Annotated in this window: 25 protein-coding genes and 14 tRNA genes; 35 read left to right on the top strand and 4 right to left on the bottom strand. The window is 66.1% G+C overall.

Annotation, left to right across the window (positions count from 1 at the left end; translation table 11 throughout):
- Positions 1–34 precede the first annotated feature (34 nt).
- Positions 35–1,120 carry an amidohydrolase family protein gene (locus ACZ7LK_RS05525; protein WP_392276348.1) on the bottom strand — a complete coding sequence of 362 codons (1,086 nt, stop codon included), beginning with the start codon at positions 1,118–1,120 and terminating at the stop codon, positions 35–37.
- Between the two features lie 92 nt (positions 1,121–1,212).
- Between ACZ7LK_RS05525 and ACZ7LK_RS05520 the strand changes: the two genes are divergently transcribed.
- A complete protein-coding gene (locus ACZ7LK_RS05520; protein WP_392276429.1) occupies positions 1,213–2,316 on the top strand; it encodes a pyridoxal-phosphate-dependent aminotransferase family protein in 1,104 nt (367 codons plus the stop codon).
- Between the two features lie 65 nt (positions 2,317–2,381).
- On the opposite strand, the gene ACZ7LK_RS05515 is transcribed toward ACZ7LK_RS05520, so the two are convergent.
- Positions 2,382–3,425 (bottom strand): LysR family transcriptional regulator, encoded by a 1,044-nt coding sequence (locus tag ACZ7LK_RS05515; protein ID WP_471138536.1) that lies wholly within the window; start codon positions 3,423–3,425, stop codon positions 2,382–2,384.
- 652 nt (positions 3,426–4,077) lie between these two features.
- Here ACZ7LK_RS05515 and ectA point away from each other — a divergent pair.
- From ectA to thpD, 4 genes are all read left to right on the top strand, one after another.
- Positions 4,078–4,623, top strand: a complete 546-nt coding sequence (gene ectA / locus ACZ7LK_RS05510; RefSeq protein ID WP_392276346.1) for a diaminobutyrate acetyltransferase — start codon at positions 4,078–4,080, stop codon at positions 4,621–4,623.
- 219 nt (positions 4,624–4,842) lie between these two features.
- Positions 4,843–6,111: a diaminobutyrate--2-oxoglutarate transaminase gene (gene ectB / locus ACZ7LK_RS05505; protein WP_392276345.1), complete on the top strand. Its 1,269-nt coding sequence runs from the start codon at positions 4,843–4,845 to the stop codon at positions 6,109–6,111.
- Between the two features lie 32 nt (positions 6,112–6,143).
- A complete protein-coding gene (locus tag ACZ7LK_RS05500; protein ID WP_392276344.1) occupies positions 6,144–6,542 on the top strand; it encodes an ectoine synthase in 399 nt (132 codons plus the stop codon).
- 3 nt (positions 6,543–6,545) lie between these two features.
- On the top strand, positions 6,546–7,421 hold the full coding sequence (gene thpD, locus ACZ7LK_RS05495; protein ID WP_392276343.1) for an ectoine hydroxylase: 876 nt from the start codon (positions 6,546–6,548) through the stop codon (positions 7,419–7,421).
- 115 nt (positions 7,422–7,536) lie between these two features.
- Here thpD and ACZ7LK_RS05490 read toward each other — a convergent pair whose 3' ends face one another.
- Positions 7,537–8,580 (bottom strand): aminotransferase class V-fold PLP-dependent enzyme, encoded by a 1,044-nt coding sequence (locus tag ACZ7LK_RS05490; RefSeq protein WP_471138533.1) that lies wholly within the window; start codon positions 8,578–8,580, stop codon positions 7,537–7,539.
- A gap of 57 nt (positions 8,581–8,637) precedes the next feature.
- Positions 8,638–9,354 carry a DsbA family oxidoreductase gene (locus ACZ7LK_RS05485; RefSeq protein ID WP_471138632.1) on the bottom strand — a complete coding sequence of 239 codons (717 nt, stop codon included), beginning with the start codon at positions 9,352–9,354 and terminating at the stop codon, positions 8,638–8,640.
- Between the two features lie 100 nt (positions 9,355–9,454).
- On the opposite strand from ACZ7LK_RS05485, the gene ACZ7LK_RS05480 reads away from it, so the two are divergent.
- The 30 genes from ACZ7LK_RS05480 (at position 9,455) to ACZ7LK_RS05335 (ending at position 24,970) form a co-directional block, all read left to right on the top strand.
- Complete coding sequence (locus tag ACZ7LK_RS05480) at positions 9,455–11,122, top strand: recombinase family protein (RefSeq protein WP_471138531.1); 1,668 nt, start codon at positions 9,455–9,457, stop codon at positions 11,120–11,122.
- Between the two features lie 390 nt (positions 11,123–11,512).
- Positions 11,513–11,586, top strand: a tRNA-Lys gene (locus tag ACZ7LK_RS05475).
- 2 nt (positions 11,587–11,588) lie between these two features.
- Positions 11,589–11,665: transfer RNA gene (locus ACZ7LK_RS05470), tRNA-Ile, on the top strand.
- Between the two features lies 1 nt (position 11,666).
- Positions 11,667–11,739, top strand: a tRNA-Asp gene (locus tag ACZ7LK_RS05465).
- Position 11,740: 1 nt separating this feature from the next.
- Positions 11,741–11,814: transfer RNA gene (locus ACZ7LK_RS05460), tRNA-His, on the top strand.
- Between the two features lie 5 nt (positions 11,815–11,819).
- A tRNA-Ala gene (locus ACZ7LK_RS05455) sits at positions 11,820–11,892 on the top strand.
- A 5-nt stretch (positions 11,893–11,897) separates the two neighbouring features.
- Positions 11,898–11,969, top strand: a tRNA-Asn gene (locus ACZ7LK_RS05450).
- Between the two features lie 2 nt (positions 11,970–11,971).
- A tRNA-Met gene (locus tag ACZ7LK_RS05445) sits at positions 11,972–12,045 on the top strand.
- Positions 12,046–12,118: transfer RNA gene (locus tag ACZ7LK_RS05440), tRNA-Arg, on the top strand.
- Between the two features lie 112 nt (positions 12,119–12,230).
- Positions 12,231–12,304, top strand: a tRNA-Phe gene (locus ACZ7LK_RS05435).
- Positions 12,305–12,309: 5 nt separating this feature from the next.
- A tRNA-Trp gene (locus tag ACZ7LK_RS05430) sits at positions 12,310–12,400 on the top strand.
- Positions 12,401–12,405: 5 nt separating this feature from the next.
- A tRNA-Leu gene (locus ACZ7LK_RS05425) sits at positions 12,406–12,486 on the top strand.
- Positions 12,487–12,491: 5 nt separating this feature from the next.
- Positions 12,492–12,563, top strand: a tRNA-Thr gene (locus tag ACZ7LK_RS05420).
- A 140-nt stretch (positions 12,564–12,703) separates the two neighbouring features.
- Positions 12,704–13,195, top strand: coding sequence for a hypothetical protein (locus ACZ7LK_RS05415; RefSeq protein ID WP_471138529.1), 492 nt, complete (start codon positions 12,704–12,706; stop codon positions 13,193–13,195).
- 13 nt (positions 13,196–13,208) lie between these two features.
- A tRNA-Gln gene (locus ACZ7LK_RS05410) sits at positions 13,209–13,279 on the top strand.
- Between the two features lie 32 nt (positions 13,280–13,311).
- Positions 13,312–13,386: transfer RNA gene (locus ACZ7LK_RS05405), tRNA-Pro, on the top strand.
- 25 nt (positions 13,387–13,411) lie between these two features.
- Positions 13,412–13,735 carry an HNH endonuclease gene (locus ACZ7LK_RS05400; RefSeq protein ID WP_471138527.1) on the top strand — a complete coding sequence of 108 codons (324 nt, stop codon included), beginning with the start codon at positions 13,412–13,414 and terminating at the stop codon, positions 13,733–13,735.
- Between the two features lie 253 nt (positions 13,736–13,988).
- On the top strand, positions 13,989–14,414 hold the full coding sequence (locus tag ACZ7LK_RS05395) for a phage terminase small subunit (RefSeq protein ID WP_471138525.1): 426 nt from the start codon (positions 13,989–13,991) through the stop codon (positions 14,412–14,414).
- Positions 14,415–14,453: 39 nt separating this feature from the next.
- Positions 14,454–16,073, top strand: coding sequence for a terminase (locus tag ACZ7LK_RS05390; protein WP_471138523.1), 1,620 nt, complete (start codon positions 14,454–14,456; stop codon positions 16,071–16,073).
- Positions 16,074–16,103: 30 nt separating this feature from the next.
- A complete protein-coding gene (locus tag ACZ7LK_RS05385; RefSeq protein WP_471138521.1) occupies positions 16,104–17,528 on the top strand; it encodes a phage portal protein in 1,425 nt (474 codons plus the stop codon).
- 371 nt (positions 17,529–17,899) lie between these two features.
- Positions 17,900–18,283, top strand: a complete 384-nt coding sequence (locus ACZ7LK_RS05380; RefSeq protein ID WP_471138519.1) for a VG15 protein — start codon at positions 17,900–17,902, stop codon at positions 18,281–18,283.
- A gap of 3 nt (positions 18,284–18,286) precedes the next feature.
- Positions 18,287–18,763, top strand: coding sequence for a hypothetical protein (locus ACZ7LK_RS05375; protein ID WP_471138517.1), 477 nt, complete (start codon positions 18,287–18,289; stop codon positions 18,761–18,763).
- Positions 18,764–18,777: 14 nt separating this feature from the next.
- Positions 18,778–19,785, top strand: a complete 1,008-nt coding sequence (locus tag ACZ7LK_RS05370; RefSeq protein WP_471138516.1) for a major capsid protein — start codon at positions 18,778–18,780, stop codon at positions 19,783–19,785.
- A 58-nt stretch (positions 19,786–19,843) separates the two neighbouring features.
- Entirely contained in the window at positions 19,844–20,269 is a 426-nt protein-coding gene (locus ACZ7LK_RS05365; protein ID WP_471138514.1) for a hypothetical protein, read from the top strand.
- Positions 20,270–20,608: 339 nt separating this feature from the next.
- On the top strand, positions 20,609–20,911 hold the full coding sequence (locus ACZ7LK_RS05360) for a DUF5403 family protein (protein WP_471138512.1): 303 nt from the start codon (positions 20,609–20,611) through the stop codon (positions 20,909–20,911).
- Complete coding sequence (locus tag ACZ7LK_RS05355; RefSeq protein WP_471138510.1) at positions 20,908–21,309, top strand: phage tail termination protein; 402 nt, start codon at positions 20,908–20,910, stop codon at positions 21,307–21,309. Before ACZ7LK_RS05360 ends, ACZ7LK_RS05355 begins: the two co-directional genes overlap by 4 nt.
- 12 nt (positions 21,310–21,321) lie before the next feature.
- A complete protein-coding gene (locus tag ACZ7LK_RS05350; RefSeq protein ID WP_471138508.1) occupies positions 21,322–21,906 on the top strand; it encodes a phage tail tube protein in 585 nt (194 codons plus the stop codon).
- Between the two features lie 107 nt (positions 21,907–22,013).
- A complete protein-coding gene (locus ACZ7LK_RS05345) occupies positions 22,014–22,343 on the top strand; it encodes a phage tail assembly protein (protein ID WP_471138506.1) in 330 nt (109 codons plus the stop codon).
- Between the two features lie 113 nt (positions 22,344–22,456).
- Entirely contained in the window at positions 22,457–22,753 is a 297-nt protein-coding gene (locus ACZ7LK_RS05340; protein WP_471138504.1) for a hypothetical protein, read from the top strand.
- A 15-nt stretch (positions 22,754–22,768) separates the two neighbouring features.
- Positions 22,769–24,970 (top strand): phage tail protein, encoded by a 2,202-nt coding sequence (locus ACZ7LK_RS05335; protein ID WP_471138502.1) that lies wholly within the window; start codon positions 22,769–22,771, stop codon positions 24,968–24,970.
- Positions 24,971–25,033 lie beyond the last annotated feature (63 nt).

Here is a 25,033-nt window from a genome sequence, read left to right as displayed (position 1 = left end):
GGCAGCGCCCCGGGGCGGCGCGGCCGCCCGTGGGTCATCCCACGACGCGGCCGTTGAGGACCACCCGGCGCGGCGCCGCCAGGACGCGGACGTCGGCGCGCGGGTCCTCGTCGTAGACGACCAGGTCGGCCGGCGCGCCCTCGTCCAGGCCGGGCCGGCCCAGCCAGGCCCTGGCCCCCCAGGAGGTGGCCGACAGGGCCTGGAGGGGCGGGATGCCGGCCGTGACGAGCTCGGCGACCTCCGCGGCGACCAGGCCGTGCGCCAGGGAGCCGCCCGCGTCGGTGCCGACGAAGACGGGGATGCCCGCGTCGAAGGCGGAGCGCACGGTGTCGTACCGGCGCTCGTGCAGCCGCCGCATGTGGTCCGCCCAGCGCGGGAACTTGGTCTCCCCGCCGGCCGCGAGCCGCGGGAACGTGGCGATGTTGACCAGCGTCGGCACGATCGCGACCCCGCGCTCGGCGAACAGCGGGATGGTGTCCTCGGTCAGGCCCGTGGCGTGTTCCACGCAGTCGATCCCGGCCTCCACGAGGTCCCGCAGCGACTCCTCGGCGAAGCAGTGGGCGGTGACACGCGCGCCCAGCCGGTGCGCCTCGGCGATGGCCGCCTCGACCTCGGCGCGCGGCCAGCACGCGCCGAGGTCGCCGGTGCCCCGGTCGAGCCAGTCGCCGACGAGCTTGACCCAGCCGTCACCGCGCCGGGCCTCCCGGCCGACGTACGCGACGAGGTCGGCGGGCTCGATCTCGTGGGCGTAGTTGCGGATGTAGCGGCGGGTCCGGGCGATGTGCCGCCCGGCACGGATGATCTTCGGCAGGTCGTCGCGGTCGTCGATCCAGCGCGTGTCGGCCGGTGACCCGGCGTCCCGGATCAGCAGTGTGCCCGCGTCCCGGTCGGTGAGCGCCTGCTTCTCGCTGGTGGCCGCGTCCACCGCGCCGTGGGCGTCGAGCCCCACGTGGCAGTGCGCGTCCACCAGACCGGGCAGCGCCCACCCCCGTACCGTCCTGACGTCACCGGCGCCGGACGGGCGGTCGTAGGTGATCCGCCCGTCGACCACCCACAGTTCGTCCCGTACGTCCTCCGGGCCGGCCAGCACCCGCCCCGTCACATGCAGCACCACGCTCATGTCCCGCACTCTACGAGGGCGCAAGTACCCTCGGCGAAGCAGTCCGTACGTGAAGAGAAGAGACCCCCGTGAGCGCCCCCGTGAGGACCCCCGTGACGCACCCCCTCCTCGATCCGGCCCCGCTGACCGCCGACCGCTTCGCGGCCATCGAACGGCGGGTGGCCGCGCTGCTGGACACCGAGCAGGACGTGGTGATCACCCAGGGCGAGGCGCTGCTGCCGCTGGAGGGCTGCATCCGCAGCGGCGCGCGGCCCGGTTCGACCGCGCTGAACGTGGTGACCGGGCCGTACGGACAGACCTTCGGCGACTGGCTGCGCGACTGCGGCGCGACGGTGGTGGACCTGGAGGTGCCGTTCCACACGGCGGTGACCGCCGAGCGGATCGCCGGGGCGCTGGAGCGGAACCCGGAGATCGACTTCGTGTCCCTGGTGCACGCCGAGGCGGCGACCGGCAACACCAACCCGGTGGCGGAGATCGGTGAGGTCGTGCGGGCGCACGGCGCGCTGTTCTACCTGGACGCGGTGGCCTCGATCGGCGCCGAGCCGGTGCTGCCGGACGCCTGGGGCGTGGACATGTGCATCATCGGCGCGCAGAAGGCGCTGGGCGGCCCGGCCGGTGTGTCGGCGGTGTCGGTCAGCCCGCGCGCCTGGGAGCGGTTCGCGGCCAACCCGGCGGCTCCGCGCCGCTCGTACCTGTCCCTGCTGGACTGGAAGGAGCGCTGGATCGACGGCGGCCGCAGGACGCTGCTGCACGCTCCCGCGAAGCTGGAGATGCTGGCGCTGGAGGCCTGCCTGGAGCGCGTCGAGGCGGAGGGCCTGGACCGGGTGATGTCCCGCCACGCGTCGGCCGCCGCGGCCACCCGCGCGGGTGTGCTCGCGCTCGGCACCGGCCTGGAGCCGTACGTGCACGAGGCGAGGGAGGCCGCCCCGGTCGCCACGACGCTGCGCACCCCGCCCGGGGTGGACGCCGCGGAGCTGGTGGCCGCCGCCCTGGCCGCCGACCCGTCCCTGCCCCTGGCGGCGGGCGGCGGGGCGCTCGCCAAGGAGATGGTCCGGGTCAACCACTACGGGGCCGACGCCGACCGGGGCGTGGTGGAGTCCTCGGTGGTGGCGCTGGGGGCCGCCCTGGCCCGGACGGCCGGCGGCCCGGTGGACCTGGACGGCGCCCGCCGGGCGGTCACCGAAGCCTGGGCGTGACCCGGTCATGACCCGGGTCGTGCCCCCGGGCGGCCCCGCCGCCGGCCCGCCCCGGCAGGCGCGGCTCACGCGGGCGTGACCGCCTCCGCCGGGGCGACCGCGCCGGACGGGGTGCCCGGCAGGCCGGTGACCCCGGCGGCGGACGGTGCGGCGGCCACGCGCACCGGCGAGGGGCCGGGCCGGGACGGGGCCGCGACCGGGCGTACGGGCGTCGTCCGGGGCGCCGGGGCCGGGGCCGTGGCGGCGAGCGCGTCGAGCAGGGCCCGCACCGGCGGGGCGAGCGGCTGCCCGGCCGGTACGGCCAGCGAGACCGGGACCGTGAGGCCGGGCAGGGCGCGGAAGGCGATCCGGCCGGTCGGCGGCAGCGGCCCGACCGGGTAGAACACGGTCCAGGACGGCTCGGGGTGGGCGGCCAGCTCCGTGAGCGTGTCCTGGAGGGTGGTGAACGGAGGGCCCGGCGTCCAGTCCGGGAGCGCGGCCGTCACCAGGTCGTGGAAGGCCGGGTTGGCGGCGCGCGGGGCGAGCCGCAGCGGCAGCCGCGCCAGCCGGTCCAGACTCGGCGGCTCGTCGTCGGCGAGGCCGAGCGCCGCCGCGTGGGAGGCGGGCAGGGCGGCGATCAGCGGGTCGGCCCACAGCGGGTGCAGGACCACGCCGTCGGCGCGCCGCACGGTGCGTACGAGGGCGGCGTCGAACGTACCGGAGCGTACGGCCGCGAGGCGGGCCTCCTGGGGCGCCCGCTCCAGCCGGACGCGCAGCCCCGGGCGGCGGGCCGCCAGGGTGTCGAGGGCGCGGTAGACGCGGTCGGCGAACGCCCGGGTGGTGCCGAGCCGCACCAGGCCCTCGGTGCCGGCGGTGATCCCCGTGGCGGTGTCGCGGACCCGGGCGGCCGCGGCCAGCGCGGCGCGGGCCTCGGGCAGCAGCCGCTCGCCGGCTGCGGTGAGCCGTAGGTGCCGGGTGGAGCGGTCGAACAGCCGCAGCCCCAGTTCCCGTTCCAGCCGGGCGATCTCCCGGCTCACCTCGGCCTGGACGATGTGCAGCCGCTCCGCCGCCCGGCCGAAGCCCAGCTCCTCGGCGACCGCGACGAAGTACTCCAGCTGACGCAGCTCCACTCCTGCCCCCACTCATCACCGTTGATGATCACTGTCCCCGTCAACCGCTTCCTGGTCGCCCGTTCTTCCCGGCATGTACGTGTTTCCGGCGCGGACCCGGCGTCGAAACACAGGTACGGGCGAGGAGGCCGGAATGACTCACACGGTGGTGCGGGAGAGCGTGGCGGAGACGGTGGAGCCGCCGTCGGGGGCGGACCTGCCGGCGGTGATCACGCCCGGGGGTGGAGCGGTTCGGGTACTTGCGGGCGCCCGGGCGGATCGCGCGCAGCGAGGCCGCCCCGGAGAGGCTCCCGGCCGTGCGGGAACGATATGACGTCCACGTGACAGAAATACAGAACCGGCGTTGAATACTCGAATACGGCGAGGGTTTTATGGAGGGTGTCTTCCCGGACTCTCCTGCCCCGTATCCCCGAGGCTAAACACAAGGATTTCATAAGGACCCCACGGGCCATTCGGGCACCCGTCAAGCCACCTGTCCTGGTGTGATCGACTCCACATGGAGCCCGTTTTGCCCGTGTATATCCGGGCAAAACGCGGCGATCGGCGGGCAGCTCACCCATGGACTCGCGCCCGCGCGATAACACAGGCCGGACGCTCACCCAACCCCTCACCCCGATGCAATTTCAGGAATTGCTGGGTAAGTTCAATCCGCATGACCGCCGCACAAGCAGACCTTGCAGGTGCCCGAAACGAATTCCACCGACCGGCCGCACCGGCCATCGGTATAGACACTCCCGGAGTGGAGGACGGAGCCGCGATATGGCGCATCGCCCGCGACTCCGAGGTCCTGGACCTCAACTCCTCGTACAGCTATCTGCTGTGGTGCCGTGACTTCGCCGCCACGTCCCTCGTGGCGCGCGACGCCGACGGGGAGCCGATCGCCTTCGTCACGGGGTACATCAGGCCGCAGCGGCCGCGGACGCTCGTCGTCTGGCAGGTCGCGGTCGACCGGGCGCACCGGGGCCGCGGGCTGGCCGGTGTGCTGCTGGACGCGCTGACCGCACGCGTGGCCGGGCAGGGCGTCGACACCGTGGAGACCACCATCACCCCGGACAACACCGCCTCCGACCGGCTCTTCACCTCGTACGCGGAGCGCCGGGGCGCGTCCGTGACGCGCGAGGTCCTCTTCGACGGGGCGCTGTTCCCCGAGGGGACGCACGAGCCCGAGGTGCTGTACCGCATCGGCCCGATCGCCTGACGCCCCGGGGCCCGGGGCGGCCGGGAACCCGGCCGCCCGCCCGCGGCCCCCGCCCGACCACCCGCCCGGACCCGTCGCCGGAACACCGCCGCACCGCCGCACCGCCGCACCGCCGCACCGCCGCACCGCCGCACCGCCGCACCGCCGCACCGCGGCCGTACGCCGCCGGAAAAGCCGCCATAAACGTCTGAGACACCCCCACCGAGGAGACGAACCGCCGTGACCATCACCCCGCCCGCCCTGAGTGTCTTCGAGACCCTCGAGTCGGAGGTGCGCAGCTACTGCCGCGGCTGGCCCGCCGTGTTCGACCGCGCGCAGGGCGCACGCCTCACCGACGAGGACGGCCACACCTACCTCGACTTCTTCGCCGGCGCCGGCTCGCTCAACTACGGCCACAACAACCCGGTGCTGAAACGCGCGCTGCTCGACTACCTCGAGCGGGACGGCATCACCCACGGCCTGGACATGGCGACGACCGCGAAGCGCGCGTTCCTGGAGTCGTTCCAGAACGTGATCCTGCGTCCGCGCGACCTGCCGTACAAGGTGATGTTCCCCGGCCCGACCGGCACCAACGCCGTCGAGGCCGCGCTGAAGCTGGCCCGGAAGGTGAAGGGGCGCGAGTCGATCGTGTCGTTCACCAACGCCTTCCACGGCATGTCCCTCGGCTCGCTCGCCGTCACCGGCAACGCCTTCAAGCGCGCCGGGGCGGGCATCCCGCTGGTGCACGGCACGCCGATGCCGTTCGACAACTACCTCGACGGCCGGGTGCCGGACTTCCTGTGGTTCGAGCGGCTTCTGGAGGACCAGGGTTCCGGCCTCAACAAGCCGGCCGCCGTGATCGTGGAGACCGTACAGGGCGAGGGCGGCATCAACGTCGCCCGGCCCGAGTGGCTGCGCGCGCTGCGCGAGCTGTGCGACCGCCAGGACATGCTGCTGATCGTCGACGACATCCAGATGGGCTGCGGCCGCACCGGCGCCTTCTTCTCGTTCGAGGAGGCGGGCATCACCCCGGACATCGTGACCCTGTCGAAGTCCATCAGCGGGTACGGGCTGCCGATGTCGCTGTGCCTGTTCATGCCGGAGCTCGACGTGTGGGGCCCGGGTGAGCACAACGGCACCTTCCGCGGCAACAACCCGGCGTTCGTCACCGCCACCGCCGCGCTGGACACCTACTGGGCCGACGGCCAGATGGAGAAGCAGACCATCGCACGCGGCGAGCAGGTCGAGCAGGCGCTGCTGGCCATCTGCGACGAGAACTCCGCCTACGGCGCCCACTTCCGGGGCCGTGGCCTGGTGTGGGGCATGGAGTTCACCGACAAGTCCCGCGCCGCCGCCGTCTGCGCCCGCGCCTTCGAGCTCGGGCTGCTGGTGGAGACCTCCGGCCCGCGGAGCGAGGTCGTCAAGCTGCTCCCGCCGCTGACGATCACGCCCGACGAGCTGGACGAGGGGCTGCGGACGCTGGCCCGCGCGGTCCGCGAGACCGCCTGAACCCCACCCGTACGAAAGGAAGTTGCACCACCGTGATCGTCCGATCGTTCAAGGACATCGAGAACACCGAGCGCCATGTCAAGGCGGCCTCCGGCACCTGGGAGTCCAAGCGCATCGTGCTCGCCAAGGAGAAGGTCGGCTTCTCGCTCCACGAGACCGTGCTGTACGCCGGGACCGAGACGTCCATGTGGTACGCCAACCACATCGAGGCCGTGCTGTGCGTCGAGGGCGAGGCGGAACTGACCGACGACGAGACGGGCGAGACGCACTGGATCGAGCCGGGCACCATGTACCTGCTCGACGGCCACGAGCGCCACACCCTGCGCCCCAAGACCGACTTCCGGTGCGTGTGCGTGTTCAACCCCCCTGTCACCGGGCGGGAGGACCACGACGAGAACGGTGTCTACCCGCTGCTCACCGAGGAGGGCTGAACCATGACGATGACCACGACCCTGAAGGACCTGTACCCGACCCGAGGCGCGTCCGAGGTCGTCACGCCCCGGCAGGACCCGGTCGTCTGGGGTCCGCTCACCCCGGAGCTGGAGTCGTTCGAGCGGGACGGCTTCCTCGCCGTCGACCAGCTCATCACGGACGACGAGGTCGCCGTGTACCGCGCCGAGCTGGACCGGCTGGTCGGCGACCCGGCCGTCCGGGCGGACGAGCGCTCGATCATCGAGCCGAAGTCGCAGGACGTGCGGTCGGTCTTCGAGGTCCACCGCATCAGCGACGTCTTCGCCGAGCTGGTGCGCGACGAGCGCGTGGTGGGCCGGGCCCGCGAGATCCTCGGCTCGGACGTGTACGTCCACCAGTCGCGGATCAACGTGAAGCCGGGCTTCGGCGCGTCGGGCTTCTACTGGCACTCGGACTTCGAGACCTGGCACGCGGAGGACGGGCTGCCGCGGATGCGCACGGTGTCCGTGTCGATCGCGCTGACCGAGAACCTCGACACCAACGGCGGCCTGATGATCATGCCGGGGTCGCACCGGACGTTCCTCGGCTGCGCCGGTGAGACGCCGAAGGACAACTACAAGAAGTCGCTCCAGATGCAGGACGCGGGCACGCCCTCGGACAAGGCGCTGACCGAGCTCGCGGACGCCCACGGCATCCGGCTCTTCACCGGCCGGGCGGGCTCGGCGACCTGGTTCGACTGCAACGCCATGCACGGCTCGGGCGACAACATCACGCCCTACCCGCGCAGCAACGTCTTCATCGTGTTCAACAGCGTGGAGAACACGGCGGTGGAGCCGTTCGCGGCCCCGATCCGGCGCCCGGAGTTCATCGGCGCGAGGGACTTCACCCCGGTGCGGTGACACATCCGGGCGGTGACGCCGGTCGCGGGCACCTGCCCGGGCGGTGACGCGCCGGGCGTACGGGCGGAGAGGCGGGACCCGGGTGGGGTCCCGCCCCTCGCCGTGCCGGGCGGGGTCAGGACAGGACGTCCAGGGCCCGGTCCACGTCGGCGGCCGAGTTGTAGAGGTGGAAGGCGGCGCGGAGGTTGCCCGCCCGGGCCGAGACGACGACGCCCGCCGCCGCCAGCTCGGCGTGGCGGGTGCCCAGGCCCGGGACGGCGACGACGGCCGAGTCGCCGGGCACCGGGTGGTGGCCGAGGCGGACCAGACCGTCCCGGAAGCGCGCGGCGAGCGCCGTGGCGTGGGCGTGCGCGGCGTCGACGCCGATCTCCTCCAGCAGCGCCAGCGACTGCTCGGCGCCGTGGTAGGGCAGGAAGGCGGGCGGCTCGTCGAAACGACGTGCGGAGCCGGCGAGCCGGACGGCGGGGCCGTACGGGTCGTCGAGGTCCTCGGCCGCGAACCAGCCGGCGTGGATCGGGACCAGGGACTCCTGGGCCTCCTCGGTGACCGTGAGGAACGACACCCCGCGCGGGCACATCAGGAACTTGAACGCCCCGGTCACGGTGTAGTCGTACGCCCCCGCGTCCAGCGGCAGCCACCCGGCCGACTGGGTCGCGTCGAGCAGCGTGCGGGCCCCGTGGGCCGCCGCCGCCTCCCGTACCGCCGCCATGTCGGCGACGCGGCCGTCGGCCGACTGGACGGACGAGAAGGCGACGAGCGCCGTGCCGGGCCGTACCGCGCCGGCCAGGTCCTCCAGCGGCACGAACCGTGCCTTGAGGTCCCCCCGTACCGTGAACGGCGTGATCAGCGAACCGAAGTCGCCCTCCACGAACAGCACCTCCGCGCCGGCCGGCAGCGAGTTGGCGATCAGGCCGACGTGGACGGCGACCGAGCTGCCCACGGCGACCCGGTCCTCGCCGGTCCCCACCAGCCGCGCGAACGCGCGCCGCGCCCCGTCGACGGCGCCGAAGCTGCCGGACCCGCCGGCCGTCCCGGCGGCGAGCGCCTCCGCCAGCGCCGTCACGGCGGCCACGGTCCGACGGGGCAGCAGCCCGCAGCGGGAGGTGTTCAGGTACGTCTGCGCGGGCGCGAACTCGCCGCCGCCGAGAGGAGTTTCCATCCCCCTACCCTCGGCCGCGCGTCGCGCCCGGTCAATCACGCGCCGCTGACGCGGACCTCACACCGCGCAGGTGCCGTCCGCGTCGCAGGCCGGCGCCGCCGCGCCGGCCGGCTGGACGGCCCGGCCCTGCCAGGCCTGTTCCAGGGCCTGGGTGAAGACCTCGGCGGGCCGGCCGCCGGACACGCCGTAGCGGCGGTCCAGGACGAAGAAGGGCACACCGGTGGCGCCCAGTTCGGCCGCCTCGCGCTCGTCGGCGCGTACGTCCTCGGCGTAGGCGTCCTCGTCGGCCAGCACGGCCCGCACCTCGTCCTCCGCGAGCCCGGCCTCGACGCCCAGCGCCACCAGCACCTCGGGGTCGAAGACGGACCGCTCCTCGGCGAAGTTCGCCCGGTAGGCGAGGTCCAGGAGGGCGTCCTGCCGGCCGCGCGCCTTGGCGAGGTGCAGCAGCCGGTGGATGTCGAAGGTGCTGCCGTGGTCCCGCCCCTCGGTGCGGTACTCCAGCCCCTCGGAGCGCGCGTTGGCGGCGACGTGCTCCTCCATCGCCCGCGCCTCCTCGCGCGTCCGGCCGTACTTCCGGGCCAGCATGTCGAGGACCGGCGCGGTGTCGCCCTTGGCCCGTCCCGGGTCGAGCTCGAAGGAGCGGTGCACCACCTCGACCTCGTCCCGGTGGGCGAAGGCCGCGAGGCCCTGCTCGAAGCGCGCCTTCCCGATGTAGCACCAGGGGCACCCATGGACTAACGAAGCAATATCGCTCTGACCTGGGGTTTTACTGATTTCCTCGGTTTTCGCTTAACCGGCGCGCTCCCTAAATGCCGACAAGCGGACCGAATCCCCCATGCCGGAGCGGTCTACCTTCGGTGATGGGATGACTACTGTGAGTGACCGTGAGGACTACCCTGCCCTCAGCGCACTTGGGTTCGATGACGACGAACTGAAAGAGCTTGGGCTCTGGTTCCCGGCCGTCGGCGACCCGTCCACGCTGGCAGAGATGTACGTCCGGCGCAGCAAGAAGAAAGACAGTCTCAGCGCCATGCGGGAACAGGTGCGCCGCATGTGCGCCAAGGCCGCGAACGAGGGCGTCAAGATCCGGCGAGTCTGGTTCGAGCAAATCTCAGCGTCCAAGTCCTACGTCCGGCGCGAGGAGTTCGAACAGTCGTGCGCTGCGATCACGTCGGGCCTCTCGAAAACCCTCTACGTCTTCAAGACCTCGCGACTGTCCCGCCGGGGTATGGGTCAGGTTGGCCTGTTGCTCGACAAGTTCGAAGAACTCGCCGCCCGCATTTTCGTCGTCAACGAGAATCTTGATTCCCGCTATCAGCGTCTCGTCCTCGCAATCCTCAGCGAACAGGCGCGCGACCAAGTCAAAGACCTTGCCGAGTTCTCCAAACTGGGCATGGACGGAGCCAAGGTTGACGGCAAGTGGACCGGGGGCGTTGCGCCATTCGGCCTAATGTCCAACGGGGCCGGAAAGCTCATCCACCGACCCGACGAATACCCCCTTGCGCGCCGGATCGCCGAGTACCTGCTAGCTCGGAAGACGCCCAACTGGATTGCCAGCACGTTGAACGCCGAGGGTCTGAAAACCCGCACCGGTAAGAACTGGCAGGCAACGGGAATCATCGCGCTCGCGCACGCTGTCACATGGGCCGGTCTCGTGGCACAGCGGGAACGCATCCTTGACGAACACGGACGCTGGCACGGCAAGTATCACCGTGGTGGAAAGCCGCTCCTTGACAAGAAGGGTTTCCCGATTTCGTGCGGTGATGGCGTGATCACGTTCGCCGAACACATCAAGATCAAGGCCATTCTTGCGAGCCGCGCACAGAAGGGAACCAGCATCGGGGACAAGACGCGCGGCAAGCGGGAAACCGTGGCGCTCCTCTCCGAGTCAATGCGCTGCCCGCACTGCAAGGGGCCCACGTCCAACGGCGGAAACAACTACCGCTGTTACAAGCGACAGCAGGAAGGGGAGACGGCGTGCGAGGGCGTGTCCACGGAGCGCAAGCGGGCCGATACAGCGGTTGAGACCATGTGGTTTAACCACGTCCTGAACCTCTCCCCCGAGTCGGACACGTTGCACGCAATCGCCAAGGATTGGCTTTCCTACAAGGACCCCGAGAAAGAGGCACGTAAGGCCGAGGTAACCGCCGCCCTTGAATCTGCCGTAGGGCGAGAAATGCAGCTCAAGAAGGAACGGTTCGTTCTCGGTCGCATTTCCGAGGCCGATTATGAGTTCTTCTGGAAACAGATTAACGAGCAGATCGACGCACACAAGAAGGAACTTGAGCTGTTGTCCGTGGAAGCGGACTTGTCCCCGCTCATGGACCCCGAGGCCCTTACGGCGCTGTGGGTCGGCGCGGGCGTCCCGGGGCAACGTGCGCTCTTGCAGGCAGCACTAGGGCCCAAGGGAATCGTCCTGTTGCCCGCCAAGCACCAAGGGGACCGAACGCCGATTGAAGAACGTTTGGTGATTCACTGGAAGGACGGGAAGGCAGCGGCGGCACTCGCGGCCATGGACAAGGCCATAGAGAGTATGAGCTAGGACACACTTAGCGGCTACGGGGCTCACACCCTGTGGCCGCTTTTTGTGTTTACAGGGGCTACGCCCGGACAGCGCAAGGGGGCCGCCGACAGGATCGACACGACCTATACCCCCTCTGACCTGGGATGATGTTACGAGTGTTGATTCTGAACACAAAAGTAAAGACACAGTGGGGTTTCCAAGGGCCTCGGTGAAAGTGCGTTCGCAACCGACACTCGACACACCACCTAGCAACATCGCTAGGTGCTCCCCTCCCCCGCTGTGCTTAACCCACACACTCTCTTAGTAGTGTGGGAGGTTGCCGCACAGTCACACGGTGGTCTGAGCACTCCCCCGGCCCGTGCGTTCGACTCCCGGCCCTCTCCTCCGGTTGAGACCGTACGGGCCCAAGATTCCGTAACTCAGTTGGTCAGAGTCGGGGACTCTTAATCCCTTGGTCGTTGGTTCGAATCCAACCGGAATCACTTTGGGTGTAGCTCAGATGGTTAGAGCGTCGGCCTGATACGCCGTGTGTCGCCGGTTCAAGTCCGGTCACCCAAACCAAGCGTTGTTAGCTCAGAGGTTAGAGCGTCCGCCTGTCGAGCGGATGGCCACGGGTTCGAGTCCCGTACAGCGCGCGTTGACGGTAGCTCAATGGGTAGAGCGCGGGGCCGTGACCCCCGAGGCTGCGGGTTCAACTCCCGTCCGTCACCCCTTTGGGCCCTATGGTGTAACCCGGTAACACGCCTCCCTTGCATGGAGGAATTGCGGTTCGAATCCGATAGGGTCCACTCTTTGGCGCGTAGCACAATGGCAGTGCAACCGGTTGTTACCCGGTTAGGTGTTGGTTCGAATCCAGCCGTGCCAGCTTGTGGGTAGTTCAATGGTAGAACGCCGGGCTCATTCCCCGGATGCTGCGGGTTCGAGTCCCGTCCCACTCACCATGTCGCATAGCTCAACGGATAGAGCACTTGGCTACGAACCAAGGGGTTGCAGGTTCGAATCCTGCTGTGACAGCGGGTGCAGACAATAGGCCGTGACTGGCCGACGATATGCGCCGTGGACGAAACCGGCCCGTAGTAGCCGCGCCTAGTCAGCGTGGGGAACCGGGCGGCGAGTAGTCCTAAATGCCGTTCTAGCTCAGTTTGGCAGAGCGACGGGGTGAAATCCCGTAGGTCGGTGGTTCGAATCCATCGGGCGGCACGCATGGGTAGTCGGCGACGTTGGAGGGTCGCGCCGGTCTCCAAAACCGGTATGGCCTGATCAGCCGTCAAGGGAGTTCGAATCTCTCACTGCCCGCTCTTGCCCACTTGGTGAAACGGAAAACACAGCGCGCTTAGAACGCGCCGCCTTATGGCTTGGGGGTTCGACTCCCCCAGTGGGTACGTAGGCCCCTATAGCTCAATGGCTAGAGCACCTGTTTAGTAATCAGGTGATGCGGGTTCGATTCCTGCTAGGGGCTCTTTTGGAGGAACCGTGCCGGTATGGCAGCGACGCATCCCGATTCACACTCAGGGGCGCATCGGTTCCTGTACGGGGAACGCGCTAGCGGGTGTCCTCGGGTCAGACAGTCGGGATCGCACGGGCACAACACATGTCCGCGTGAGGGCCGACCGTTTCGGCATCTTCCCCGCTGGTTCTCATGCGCTTGACGAGGAGTTCGCCCGTCGCGCTTATGCCCTCGCTACGCGGTTCGATTCGTACCGTGGCGAGTATCCGGGCGCTGACACGGGCTCTAACGGGCTCGCTGCGGCGCAAGCCGGTAAGGCCCTTGGCCTAGTCGCCGACTACTTCCACACGCGTTCGCTGCCCGGCCTCGTGGCCGGTCTCGACAATGGCCCCGTGATTTGGGGCGCGCTTTGGCGTCAGTCCATGTTCCGCGTGGATGCCGAAGGGTTCGTGTCCGTGGATCGCTCCTCCCCCGTGTGGGGCGGTCATGCGCTGGTCATCAGCGGCCACGACGGCGACGTTTTCACGATTCAGAATTCTTGGGGCCCTAGTTGGGGTCTCGGGGGTTCTGCTTTCGTGCGTGGGGCGGATATGGCTTGGCTCCTCGCCGAGTACGCCGATATCACGGTTCCCTTTCTCTACTAGGCCCTTGGGCCATTCCTCGTTAGTACAACGGCAGTACGCCCGACTCTGGATCGGGTAATCGTGGTTCGAATCCACGCCGAGGAGCGAGCGCGGTTCCCAGCAATGGGCCGCGCCTACTGGTCGTAGTTCAGCGGTAGAACACTCGGTTTGGGACCGAGGGGCCGCAGGTTCGATCCCTGCCGACCAGACCACCTAGCAACGTTACTAACTGAGGGGGTGTCCGCTGTGGCGTGGCACTCCAGTAATCGGCGTTCTGAGCTACCCCCTAACTGGGGCACCCTCAGACAGCGCGTTATCCGTAGGGATAAGGGCCTCTGTCAGGGGGTCCTAGATACAGGGGGCCTATGTGGGCACCCCGGTACGGACGTGGACCATATACGGCCCGGTGCCGACCACTCCCTATCTAACCTGCAACTCCTGTGCCCCTGGTGTCACAAGCGTAAGACACAGGCTGAATCACAGGCTGCACGCTCTACCAAGAGCATTCCAAAGCAAGCCATCCCCCGTGATCAACGCGAGGCTACGCCCGACCCATGGTGACCACATCTTGTGTCGCTCCTCGCTGTCTCACGCGCTGTTCACGTTGCGTTCTGTGTTCACTCAAAGTGATGTGATCCGAGCCTGAACCTTGGAATCCAAGGCGGAGGGTGGGGGGAGACCCCGGATCGGATCTCTAAAGGACCGCAAGCGTGTAGCACCTCGGAGTTCGTACGGGTTTCAAGGTCGCCGAGCTTCGATTCAAAGGTTGAGGTTTTCGCCGGCATTACCCTACGTGACAACCGGAGGTGAGCACATGGGAACCCGTGGACCGGTCCCCAAGCGGGACGACCAGCGGCGACGCCGCAACGCTTCCGAGGTCGAGCTAGCTACCGCCCCGAGTGGAAACCCGGACGGCGCTACCGCTCCCCCACCCGAGGACGATTGGCACCCGATCGCACGGCGCTGGTATGACGCGCTCGCCGAGTCTGGACAGTCGTTCTTTTTCGAGCCGTCCGACTGGGCGACCGCCGCGTATGTCGCCGAGGCAATGAGCCGCAACCTGAACCAGGGACAGCGTCTCAGCGGGCAGCTTTTCGCGTCCGTCATTTCCGCCGCATCTGACCTACTCACTACCGAGGGTTCCCGGCGACGTCTGCGTATCGAGCTGTCTAAGGCCGAGGCTACCGAGGTTGATTCCGGCCTAGCCGATCTCATGGCCGCATACAAGGCACAGCAGTAAGCAACGTTACTAGGTGGTCCCTCGCTGAAAGGGGCCACCATGGAACCAGTCCGCACTATTGAGGACGACTACGTACCGCCGGACAACCGCACGCTTGGCGTGTGGGCTTTTCTGTGGTGCTCGCATTACTTGCGTCAGCCTGACGGCCCGGATGCCGGTAGCCCGTGGCGGTTCACGTCCGAGCAGATCCGCATTATCAAGCGGTGGTACGAGATTGACGATGCCGGACGGTTCGTCTATCGGCAGGGAACCATTCGCCGACTCAAGGGTTGGGGCAAGGACCCGTTTACCGCTGCGCTGTGTGCGTTTGAGTTTGTCGGCCCTTGCCGTTTCTCCCATTGGGACGCTGACGGTATGCCGGTGGCTAAGCCGCAGAATTCCGCTTGGGTGCAGATTGCGGCGACGTCCAAGGATCAGACCCGCAACACCATGACGGTTTTCCCCGGCCTTTTCTCTGACGAGTGCATTGAAAAGTACGGCATCGACATGGGCAAGGAAATCATCTATTCCGCCGTAGGCAATCGCATTGAAGCGGTGACGTCCTCGGCGCGTGCCCTTGAGGGCGGACGAGCAACTTTTAATTTGCTCAACGAAACTCAGCACTGGATTGCCAACAACGGGGGCCACGCTATGGCCCTCACGATTGCGGGAAATCTCGCCAAGTCGCGCGGTGGTGGCGCTCGTTCTATGGAGATCACGAACGCCCCTCTCCCGGGCGAGGACTCCGTAGCCGAGCGTACTTATCACGCGTGGTCCAAGCTGCGCGACAAGGGGCGAGAAATCCCCCGCGCCGCAGGCTTCTACTACGACAGCGTTGAAGCTCCCGCGTCGTGCATCCTCGCTGACCGCGATTCCCTCGCCGCTGGCATCATCGCTGCCCGAGGTGACGCGACGTGGCTAGACGTGGACTGGATCATTTCCACGATCTACGCCGGTACGTACCCCGCATGGCAGTCCCGCCGCATGTTCCTGAATCAGCTAGTTGCCGATGAGGACTCCCTCATTTCTCCTGAGACTTGGGATGCGTGCGCGAGCGAGGACCGGCTAAAGCGCGGTGACCGTATCACTCTCGGTTTCGATGGTGGACGCTCAGACGACGCAACGGCCCTCGTAGCCGTCCGCGTGGACGATCGGCTAGTTCAGCCCATCGGCATATGGGAAGCCCCTGACGGCCCCGCTGGGGAGGGTTGGGAGGTTGACCACGCCGAGGTATCCGACGCCGTTGAACACGCTTTCGGCATGTACGACGTTGCCGCATTCTTCGCTGACCCCGTTCTGTGGGAGGCGGAGGTTCAGCGCTGGTCCGAGGATTACCGCGCTCAGTTGGTCGTCAAGGCGTCTAGCGGTTCCTCGGTCGGTATGCGTATGGACGGTGGCCAAAAGCCGGACGTGACCTACGCCAACGAACGGCTTGTCTCCTCGGTTGAGTCCGGGCAGATCAAGCACACCGGACACCACACGCTCAGGCGGCACGTGATGAACGCCAAGCGCCGGATTACCCGTTGGGGTGTCTCGTTCGGCAAGGAACACCGCGAGTCCAAGCGCAAGGTTGACGGCTACGCCGCAATGCTCCTCGCTGATCTCGCCCGTACCAAGCTCCTTGAATCCGGGAAGCTCAAGCGTCCTCGTTCCGGCCGAGTGTGGGGATTCGGCGGATAACCCCTCCCCCACCCTTCCAAGCGAGGAGCCATGGCAGATATCAAGCGGCGTGTCGAACACGCCATTGGCCGACTCAAGTACGAGTACAACGAGCGGCTAGAAGAGATTGACCGGTACTACCGAGGCAAGCACGCGGGCCCGTACATGCCGCGCAACGCCAATGCCGAGTACAAGCTACTCGCTGAGCGCTGCGTGCATAACTGGCTTCCGTGGGTTGTCGCCGCTCCTCTCCAGAACCTACAGGTTGACGGGTTCCGCCCATCGACCGGTAAGGGCGAGGAAGTGTGGGACGTCTGGCAGGCGAACCGCATGGATGGCCGACAGGGTGCCGTACACGAGGGGGCCCTAGTTTATGGGCACTCGTACGTAGCGGTTGTTCCCGAGCCGGACGGCCCCGCTATCCGTCCTATGTCCGCGCTGCGTTCGTGGGCGGCGTACGAGGACCCGGCATCGGATGAGTTCCCGCTATACGCGGTGCAGATTTTCGAGCACCCGGATACGGGGCAGCTTGAGCGGTGCCGGTACTTTGACGACGAGGCCATTTACGACATTGCGTTTCGCGACAACGGTACGGCCGTGGCGACCAAGGTTCAGCGACACGGGTTCGGCGTCACGCCGGTTGTCCGTTTCGCTGCGAGCATGGATCTACTCGGCCGTTCGGTTGGTCTAGTTCAGCCGCTCATCCCGGTTGCCGACCGCATCAATCAGACGTGGTTCGATCTCCTGATTGCCCAGACGTTCGGGTCGTTCAAGGTCCGGTACGCAACGGGCATGGCTCCGCCGCTGGATATCGACCCGGTGACCGGTGAGGTTCGGGTAGACCCGGAAACGGGCGAGCCCCTTTACCGTCCGGTGCAGTTCGACCCGACGCGCGTCATGATGGCCGAGGACCCGGACACCAAGTTTGGTGAGCTGTCCGAGACTTCCCTAGACGGATTCCTCAAGTCTATTGAGACCTCGGTACAGCACATGGCCGCTGTGTCGCAGACTCCCCCGCATTACCTACTCGGCAATATGGCCAACCTGAGTGCTGACGCTCTGGCAGCCGCCGAGAGTTCGCTAATGCGGCGTGTTGAGGATCTAAAGCAGGCATTCGGCGAGGCGTGGGAATCTGTGCTCCGCCTATGCGCTAAGGCTCTCGGTAAGACCAAGCTAGCCAACGACCGTAAGGCGCAGGTCGTTTGGCGTGACACGGGCTCCCGCTCGCTGGCACAGACGGCGGACGCTTACGGCAAGCTCGTTCAGATGGTCAGCGTTCCGGCCGAGGCTCTATGGGACAAGCTCCCTGGTTTCACTCAGACGGACGTGGACCGGTTCCGCGAACTCAAGGACAAGGCAGACGCCAAGGCCGAGGAGATCGCAGCGCAGGCACCACCTAGTAACGTTACTAGCTCCTCCCCCGAGGGTGACCCGCAGGCACAGCCGCAGGCCCCTAAGCCGGGTGTTGCAAAGTGACCGAGCTATCCACGCTGACGCGGAACTATCAGAACGCGCAAGACAACGTGGCTAGTCGGGTTCTCTCGTGGTTGCTTAAGTGGTGGGTCGGGGAAGCTCAGGGAAACCTAGGCAACCCCGACCGGCTGTTTGAGAGCTACCGCCGAGAGGTTGAGCGGGGGCGGCGTGAGTCAATCCAGCTAGCGCAGAACTTCCACAACTCCGTTCGCAACTCTGCCGGATTGGGTTCACTCCCTCCCTCTCAGTGGGGAGGCGTACGCGCGAGTGACGGCGTCAATGACGCGTTTTACTCAGCGGTTGCCCCCGCCCGTTCCCGCCTAGACGACCCGGATTTCGTCGCCGAGCTTGACCGGCTGATTTACGCCCCGCTCGTGGACAACACCGATCGGGTCACGCTGGCAGGCGGACGAGATGCCCTAGCGAATGCTCGCGAATCTGACCGCGAGGTCATCGGCTATTACCGCAAGGCCGAGGCTGACCCGTGCGGGTTCTGCGCGATGCTCGCTAGCCGAGGTCTCGTTTACACCGACGGCCGGAACTCTTCCCGCCGTTCTCGGTCCTATCTGGACGAGCAGAACCCCGAGGCGTATCACGCCAATTGCCGGTGTCAGACCCTCCCCCTGTTTGAGGGCGTTTCCATGCCCGCCGAGGATCGCGAACGCGCGGCGCGCTGGTTGTCGCAGTGGAACGAGACCGATGGTTCCGGCGCTGCCCAACTTGCCAACTTCCGTCGTGCATTTCGAGAGGAGAGCTAATCCATGCCTGAGCAGACCCCCGAGACCCCGGAGACTCCGGAGACTCCCCCGACTCCCGAGGCCCCTAAGCCCGAGGAGACCCCACAGAAGCCACAGGAGCCCGTACAGGAGCCTGTGACACCGCCGGTGACCAAAGAGACCACCCCCGAGGTTCCGGCCCCTCAGACGCCCACACAGGGCGACGAGGACGCCAAGGCTAAGGCCGAGGCGGAAGCGGCTAAGGCTACGGCCCGCGCCGCACAGCTTGAGCTAGAGCTGAACCGTGAGCGCATGGCGCGCAAGCACGGTGTCCCCGACGAGCTTGTTGGGATGCTCCGCGCTGACTCGCTAGAGGCAGACGCCAAGGCTCTAGGTGCACTCGCTACGGCCAAGGGTTCAACGCTTGGCACCGGCGGGCTTGACCCGACCGATAACCACGATCCCAAGGCCGAGGGCGAGGCGCTAGCCGACCGCATCTTTGCCAAGAACCGTTATTTCTAAGGGAGTAACCCCGCATGTCCGATTTCATTAAGCAGCAGCAGAAGCTACTTTCGGCCGCGCTGCCTCTCCTAAAGCGCTCGCTCATTCTGTCGGCTTTCATTGACAAGCTGTCTGCGAACGACTTCAAGGGTGCACAGGGCGACGTCCTGAACATCCGACGTCCGGCCGTCCTCGCTGCGCGGTCCGAGAACATCACTCGGTCCAAGACCCGCAGCATTCTGACCGACGAAATCGTTGAGTCGTCCATTCAGGTCAAGCTAGACCAGCACGTCTACAGCGCGGTTGACATCACCGACGCCGAGGCGACCCTAGACCTTGACTCGTTCGCCGAGCAGGTTCTAGCGCCGCAGGTTGAGGCTGTCGCGGTTGACCTTGACCTCAAGGTTCGTGACGCGCTTGAGACCCTGCCTGACCTCAAGGATGCGAACGGCGCGGTTGTCGTGATCGGCCGTGACGCTGACGCCGAGCTACAGGCTAAGAAGGTTCGCCTAGCTATCCCCAAGCTGCGTAAGCAGCTCAACGCGAACCACGTTCCACAGGGTGGCCGTATCCTCCTGGTCGGCACCGAGATTGAGTCCATGCTCATCGCGGACCCGCACCTGACCAAGCTAGACGAGTCGGGCACCACGGATGCGCTGCGTGAGGCTTCCATCGGTCGCCTGTACGGCTTCACCATCGTCGTGTCTGACGTGATCGAGCCTGACGAGATGATCGCCGTTCACCCAACTGCGTTCAAGCTCGCCATGATCGCGCCGGTTGCTCCGGAGGGTGCAAAGTTCGCTAGCTCGCAGAGCGCTAACGGTGTGGCTATGCGATACATCCGAGACTACAACTCGGATAAGGCGATGGACCGTTCGTTCCTGTCCGTCTACGCCGGTATCTCGCCGATCCTTGACCCGCTGGTGAACTCCCGTGGTCAGTACGTGGACGCTGCGGGTGCGGTCATCGCGACCCCGACCCCGGCGAACATCGTTAAGGCTCAGCTCCGAGGCGTCAAGGTCTCGCTTGAGCCTGCCGCCTAATCCGATGGGGACCACCTAGTAACGTCGCTAGGTGGTCCCCCGCTAGGGAGGTACAACTATGGCCGCTCTAGCAACGGTTGAGGATCTACAGGCGCGTATGGGGGTGACGTTCTCTACTGCTGAGAGCGTCGCCGCCAACGCAGCGCTAGAGGATATCTCGGCACTTGCGCGGTTGTACGGGCTCCCCGTGTGGGGCAACGCTGGCACTACTGCCCCCGAGGCAGTCAAGGCGGTTGTCCTCGCTGTGGCAGAGCGCCGTATGCGTAATCCCGAGGGCTACGTTTCTGAGATGGCCGGTGAGTATTCCTACCGGCTTCCCGAGGCGGGTTCAGCGGGCATGTTCTTCCGGCCCGACGAACTGTCGGTCATTCGCCAGTCTGCGGGCCGTACTGGTCTGGTCGCTGTTCCGGTCTCTCGGCCGGTCATGGTGGCTAAGGATCTGCATTACCCGCACGGGAAGGATTACCGGAATGGCGATCTTTGATCGTGCCCCGGTGGTCGCCAAGGTGTTTCCCGTTGTGCTTGTCGATGACGGGTACGGCGGGACTCGCCCCGGCGAGGGCACCCCGGTTGAGATTCGGGTATTTGCCCAACCCATGGGCAGCGAGGACCCTAACGGCTGGTCTTCCCCCGAGCGGTACAAGATTATCGCCCGGCAACTCCCCTTCCTGAGTGCGTGGTCTCGCGTCGAGATGATGGGCCGTGTCTGGTCTGTTGTCCGTCAGCCGCGCATTCACGCTGCCTCTCGCCGTACCACTTTCGCTACCGCTGAGGTGGTCGAAAAAACTACGCAGAGTCAGGCCGGCGGGAGCGGAGCGTAATCATGGCAACTGTCAAGCGCGGGATCGGTAAGCGCATCGCGAGCTTTCCCGGCGTCAACGAGGCAGTACACGAGGAAGCCAACCGCCGCGCGTACAAGGTCCGTTCCGCTGCCTCGGGTCACATCCTGTCCGGTGAGTTTCAGCGCTCTATCAAGGTGGTCAAGGCGGGTGGCCCCCATCGCCGCCAAGACTGGCTAGTTGCCATTAATCACCCGTGGGCTATCTCGATCAACTGGGGTCACATCGACAGCAAGTCGGGCCGCCCCGTGCGAGGAATCCACGCTATCGAAAAGGGGCTTGAGTGACCGCAGTTCTCCCCGATGTTGAGGCGCTGACCCTAAAGGCCCTGAGTGGCCGTCTAACGGGCGCACGCGTGGCCGTGGACTATCCGGCCGACTGGGATACGGCAAGCCCTCTTGTGGTCGCTCACAGGGTCGGAGGGGCCGCCCTAGACGCTCGGTTCCTAGACCGTGCGCTCATGGACGTGCAGGTATGGGCTCCCGATCGGCGCGAGGCTTCCCGGCTTGCCCGCGAGGTTCGCGCGATTCTCTTTGACGCTTGCCGTTCCGCTGTTTCGGATGCCGAGGGCTACCTATCCGATTTCCGCGAGGTAACCGGCCCATGGTCCCCCGGTCCGGGTGATCACGCCAACCTGTCGCGGTTCATCGCGACGTACCAGCTAACTGCGCGTCCAGCGCGATAAGGAGTAGCCACTATGGCACTAGACAACACTGACGTTGTGGTTCCTGGAACCGGTTACGTCTACCTCGGTGTGGCCGATGACGGTAAGGGCACCAAGACCGCCAAGCCTACGGGTTCGTTTGACCCGCTCGCTCCGGGTACCGGCTGGGTTTCCATTGGTCACACGTCGCTAGAGAACGGCATTGAGTTTGGCCGTGACGGCGACGACCCCGAGACCCTTGGTTCGTGGCAGAACCCGAAGCTACGGACGACCAACCCGGACGTTACCTACACGCTGTCTCTCGCTGCGCTACAGGCGTCTAAGGAGACTTACGAACTGTACTTCGGTGGCGGCCCCGGTGCGACTGTGGGCGGCGTGTTCAAGATTCCCGCTAAGCCACAGGCTCAGTCCAAGGCTCTGCTAGTCGTCATCGTTGACGGTTCGCAGATGCTCCCGCTGTACTTCCCGAACGTCTCGCTACTCGGTTCCGACGCTATCGCGATGGACCCGGCGGCACTGCTTGAGTTCCCGATCAAGGGCACCATCCTTGCCGGTGCTTCGGACGGTTCGCTTGGCGACATTGACGCCTTTGTTGCCCCCGGTCCGGCCGGTGGCTAACCCCACCTAGCAACGTTACTAGGTGCTCCACTCCCCTCCCCCGTAGTTCTGGTCCCTCTGCGGGGGAGGGTTCACTTTTCCTCGGGACCGTTCGGAGAGTAGGGACCATGGCTAAGATTACGTTTGATGACCTCGTTGCCGAGGTTGAGGAGACTTACCGCGCGGTTGAGTTCGAGCTAGCCGACGGCACCGTTGTGAATCTGCGGGCCCTCGCTATCCTCCCGCGCGAGGCTCGAAAGCTGGTCATTGCCGCTGTCAAGGTGGTCAACGACAAGAAGTCTGACGTAGACGCTCAGGAGACGGCTGTAGACCATGTCCTGTGCGCCGTCAGCGATAACGCGTCCGCTCTCACTCCGGCGCTTGACGTGCTGCCCCTTGGTGCCAAGCTCAAGCTAGTTCAGATGTGGGCGGAGGGGACGCAGGCCCCGGAAGCCTGACACTCCGGGAGATGTGCGACGCCCACGGGGCGGAACTAGTCGCCGACTTTCAGCGGTTCTACGGGCTTGATCTCGTGGCCGTTGTCGGTGGCTCAGTCTCGCCCCGTCGCGCTGTGGCGCTGGTCGAACATCTTCCGGAGGATTCCGCATTTATCAACGCTGTACGGGGTGGCCGGGAATTCACCGGATGGGACACGTCTGCCTATCTCCTCGCCTGCCTTATCGACTCGGTGAACATGACTACTTGGGCGATCGGCGCACAGAACGCTAAGCGCAAGCCCGCTAAGCCTAAGCCGTTTGAGCGTCCGGGCACGCACAAGCGGAACGTCCGCGCTGCGGAAACTCTGCTCAAGAACAACCCGCGCGCGATGCCTATTCCTGAACACCGGTTGCCCGCGTCGCGTGCCTGAAACTAAGGGGTACGCATGGCCGGTCCGGGCGGGTCGGAAGCGGGACGCGTCAGTATTCGGGTACTGCCCAATACGTCGTTCTTCGCTCCCGCCCTACAGCGCTACCTAGATCGCGTCGAACGTCGGGCCGTTGTCCACGTTGACGTAGAGCTAGATATCTCCGCCGCTGAGCGCGAGATTGATCGTCTGGTCGATGACCGAGAAATCAGCATCGACGTAGACATTGACACCGGCACCGCCGAGGCCGAGCTAGACCGACTCGCGCAGGACCGTACGGCCAACATCGACGTAGACGTTGATAAGGGCGGACTGTCCCGCGCGGGCGGTGCTATCTCCGGGATGCTCGGTGGTCTCGGCAAGATGGCCGGTGTTGCCACCAAGGCGAGTATCGGTGTCGGTGCCATCGGTTTTGCCGGTGTTGCTGCGGGTGGTGCCCTCGCTGCGCTCCCCCTCGCAATGGCCGGTGTGGGCAAGATGGCCATTGCCCAGAGTGAGGAGATGACGGCCGCTTATGAGGCGGCTACAAACAAGATCAAGGCCAAGTTCGGCGAGGTGGCTAAGCCCCTCGGTGAGGCCCTGATTGGAGCGATGCCCGCAGTTGAAAAGCTGGTCGGGCAGATGGGCCCGCTGTTCGCCGCCGGTGCTCAGTGGATCAAGCCCATGGTTGAGGGCTTTACCGGCCTCGCGTCCAACGCGCTGCCCGGTCTGACCTCGGCTATGAAGAACCTCGGCCCTGTGGTTGAGGGTATGCAGATGGGCCTAGGCACCCTAGGCAGCGGCATAGGCGACATGTTCGCGGCGCTTGGCGAGAATGCGGCCGGTGCCGGTATGGCGATGAACTCGCTATTCGGTGGCCTCGGGGATATCCTCGCCGCCCTCGGTCCGCTCCTCGGTGGTCTGGCGTCCTCGTTCGCCCCGCTGTTTGACGGCGTAACTGGCGGACTCCTGAACATCATTGACGGGCTCGTTCAGGGTCTCGTTCCAGCGGTCAAGGTAATTGCTCCGCTTGTCGGTGACCTTGCGGCGGCCCTCGGTGGTGCCCTCGGTGCAGCAATTCAGGCAATCATGCCGGGGCTTACAGCGTTCGCACAGGCAGCGCTACCGGCCATTACCGCAGCGATCAAGGGTCTAACCCCGCTGATCACCGCGCTAACCCCCGTGTTCGTGCAGCTTGGTGAACTCCTCGGGACTGTGGTTGCGACCGCCCTACAGGCGATTCTGCCGCTCCTACAGATCCTTATTCCGATCTTCGCTCAGATCCTCTCGGCTATCCTGCCGGTGATCGAGCAGCTAGTTTCGGGACTGGCCCCGATCTTCACGGCCCTAATGCCGCTGATCTCGCAGGTTGCCACGCTGCTAATGACGCTGCTAGCCCCGATCTTCGAGGCTCTGCCGCAGCTCCTCGCGCCGATCCTAGAAGCGCTGAACATCCTTATCCCGCTGTTCGTGGAAATCGCAACGCAGATCCTCGGCGCGCTAGGCCCGTCCCTCGGTCAGCTTATGCAAGCCTTTGTGGACATCATGCTTGCGCTCTCTCCGCTACTGCCGATTTTCGCCAAGCTGATTGAGGCAGCGCTAAAGGTTCTGGTCCCGATCATCACCCCGATTATCGCGATCATTGCCAAGCTCGTTGCTGGGATTGTGTCCTCGCTGGTTCCTGCCATCCGGGACATTATCAATTGGCTAGCGTCGTGGATCAGCAAGCTAACGAGCGTGCTCGGTGGGATTGGTCAGTTCGCTAGTGGCGCGGTGAACTTCTTTATGGGCATCTACAACGGCGTGCAGCGAATCCCGGGCATGATCATGGATGCCTTTAAGTGGGCGATCAACGGGGTTATCGGGCTGATCAACAACCTGATCGACGGGTACAACTCGATCCCGGTTGCGCCGAACATCCCGCGTATCCCGACGTTCCGTCTGGCGTACCTGCCTGAGATCGGCGAGGGTGACGCGTTCGCGCCGCTCCTCTCCGAGACCTCGGCGACGCTGCTACCGATGGGGGCGAGTCCACTAGAGCGGCTAGCACAGATGCCACAGGCTGACCGTGCGTCGTCTGCGAACACGTCCGCGCTCCGTAAGGCCATTGAGTCTCAGCGCACCGCGTACGAGACCGTGAGCCGTCCTACGGCACAGGTGACCGTGAACGCCGAGACGAACGCCAATCCGGCGGAGATCGGCCGCGAGGTTGCTTGGGTTCTGCGTACGCAGGGCCGATAGCACCTAGCAACGTTACTAGGTGGGGTGGGGGTTTCGACCCCTGCCCCACCCCCATTGAGAGGC

The organism is Streptomyces sp. NPDC039423, from assembly GCF_055598725.1.
Note: the sequence above shows the minus strand (reverse complement) of the source record. Positions and strands in the feature narration are given on the sequence as shown.